We start from the raw sequence: 2,581 nt of genomic DNA on the forward strand, positions 1-2,581 counted from the left end.
CTGTTGGCGCTGATTGAAAACTGACCCACCCTGCCGATTGAAAAATGACCCAGGACGGATTGCTGATTTTTGCCACAGCAATTGTGGATAAGCTTAGCAGCAGTGTTCCGGTTGACGACGCATCGGGCCCCACCGCATGCAGGCATGCGGCAGGGTGTTTACGGTGCAGATCAAAACGGTTCATCGTCCTCGATACCATCTCCGTCCTTGCGCTTTCGTTCCCGTGACTTGATCTTTGTCTGGGCGGCCAAGGTGCTATGTTGCAGGCGGTAGGACTCGTTGCCCGTTTCGACGATGTGGCAGTGGTGTGTCAGCCGATCCAACAACGCGGTGGTCATCTTGGCGTCGCCAAACACACTCGACCATTCCGAGAAGCTCAGGTTGGTGGTGATGACCACGCTGGTGTGTTCGTACAGTTTGGACAGCAGGTGAAATAACAGGGCGCCGCCGCTTTGGCTGAAGGGCAAATATCCGAGTTCATCCAGTATCACCAGGTCTGTGCGAAGCAGTGCCTGGGCGATTCGCCCTGCCTTGCCATCGTACTTCTCACGCTCCAGCAGATTCACCAGATCCACCGTGGAAAAGAAGCGCACGCGTTTGTTGTACGCCGTGATTCCGGATACAGCCAAGGCACTGGCCAAGTGTGTTTTTCCGGTTCCAGGCCCACCGATGAACACCACATTTTGCGCTGTCTCCGTAAACTCCAGGCTGGATAACTCCTTGACCAACCGGGCATCAGCGCAGGAAGCGCTGAAGTCAAAGCCAGCTAAATCACGGTGCATTGGGAGTTTTGCCATGTTCATCTGGTGGTTTACTGAGCGCACCGCTCGATCCGCATGTTCCTGTTGAAGCAGATGTTCCAGCAGCCATTTCGATGAAGCCGTCGACGCTGTTCCTTGAGAGACCAGTTCTTCCCAAGCACTGGCCATGCCGTGCAGGCGCAGTTCTTTGAGTTCCGTCATTAGGTCACGCATTGCGATTCTCCTCATCAGTCGAACGGAGCCGGTCGTAGCGCGCCGTATTGGCAACAGGCGCTACCTTGAGTTGCAAGCTGGTTTCTACGCAGGGAGGAGGTGCGGTGGAGGTCAGGCGGGCAACGACATTGAGGATGTGATCGGCGCTGAGACTTCCCGACTCAAGTACCAGCTCCACCGCCACCAGCACCGGTTCGAGACCGGCGATGGGCACAGCAGCCAGTACCTGCATCATGATTCGATCACCGTTGGTATGACGCCTCAGTCCCCGCTTGAGAAGCAGTAACGGCTTCGGCAGATCGGCAAATGGAGCGCCATTGCGCAATGCACCAGGCTTGCGTTCAATAAGTGGGATGTAGTGCTGCCAGTCAAAACTGACCTGATCTCGATCAAAAAGGCGCTCGTGGCTGGCGATCACCGTTTCGTCAGCGATGACCACGATCCGCGAAGGGTACAAGCGGCTGCTGACCCACTGACCAACACGCTCGCAAGGCACCGAATAACGATTTCTCGACACGCTGATCAGGCAGGTGCTAGAAACACGGACGGTGCGTTCGACGTAGCCATCAAAAGCCGTCGGCATCGGCATCATTTCAACCTGCTCCAGCTCCAGGACTTCTGCCACCGTCAAACCGTTGTATTGCGGATGTATAAGTTCACCCCAGAGCGCACGACAGCGTTGGCCGAGCCAGACGTTCAGCTCCTCGAAGGTATGGAACATGCAGTTTTGAGCATCGAGCCAGATTCGCCTCCGGCTGTCCTGAACGTTCTTCTCGACAATGCCCTTTTCCCAGCCAGAGGCTACGTTGCAGAAATCCGGATCGAACAGGTAGTGCGCGCACATCACGGAAAACCGGGCATTGACCGTGCGACCCTTGCCTTTGTTGACCTTGTCGACAGCCGTTTTCATGTTGTCGTAAATGCCGCGACGCGGCACGCCACCTAATGCTCCGAACGAGCGTGTATGGGCATCGAATAGCATCTCGTGACCTTGGCTCGGGTACGCAACCAACCAGAATGCGCGACTGGCGCACAGCTTCATGTGGGAGACCTGGATGCGTCGAAACAGGCCTCCGATCAGCAGCCCTTCTTCGCTCCAGTCAAATTGAAAGGCTTCACCGAGCGCAAACGTCAGCGGTACAAAAGCGCGTAAACACTTGCCTTGCTCGCCTCGCCACGAGCGTACAAACGCCGTGAGCTGGCTGTAGCCGCCGTCATAACCCTCGGCCTTGATCTGCTCGAAAAGTGCTTTGGCGCTTCTGCGATTGTGCTTTGCCCGGAACGAGTCGGCTTTCAGCGCCTGTTCCAGCGTGTCGTGGAAAGGGCTGAGTTTGTTGAAGGTCGCGCACCGATGGTACGCCGGCTGAGTGACTTCGGGCGCTCTGACCCATTTTCGGATGGTGTTTCTCGACAGCCCGGTACGCTTGGCTATCTGATGCAGCGAGAGCTTGTCGCGGAAGTACATCCGCCGGATTTTCCCCAACATTTCCATGCTGATCACCCTGTGTTCTCCTGCTCAAAAAGTGAGCAGAAGCAGTTGAACACCTGGGTCAGTTTTCAGTCGGCAGAACAGCCTCTACTGGGTCAGTTTTCGGTCAGCGGCAACA

3 protein-coding genes are annotated in these 2,581 nt (G+C 56.2%); all 3 read right to left on the bottom strand.

Annotated features, from left to right (window positions below; translation table 11 throughout):
* Positions 1-184, bottom strand: a 184-nt coding sequence (locus tag AACY02_RS25800; RefSeq protein ID WP_339434342.1) for a hypothetical protein, incomplete at its 3' end; no start/stop codon positions are given.
* Positions 171-974 (bottom strand): IS21-like element ISPsy20 family helper ATPase IstB, encoded by an 804-nt coding sequence (gene istB, locus AACY02_RS25805; RefSeq protein ID WP_339434343.1) that lies wholly within the window; start codon positions 972-974, stop codon positions 171-173. The genes AACY02_RS25800 and istB, both read right to left, overlap by 14 nt.
* Positions 967-2,466, bottom strand: coding sequence for an IS21 family transposase (istA, locus tag AACY02_RS25810; RefSeq protein WP_339434344.1), 1,500 nt, complete (start codon positions 2,464-2,466; stop codon positions 967-969). Before istA ends, istB begins: the two co-directional genes overlap by 8 nt.
* Between the last annotated feature and the right edge of the window lie 115 nt (positions 2,467-2,581).

The sequence above is a fragment of the Pseudomonas sp. EA_65y_Pfl2_P78 genome (genome assembly GCF_963970495.1).
Taxonomy (GTDB): Bacteria; Pseudomonadota; Gammaproteobacteria; order Pseudomonadales; family Pseudomonadaceae; genus Aquipseudomonas; species Aquipseudomonas baetica_A.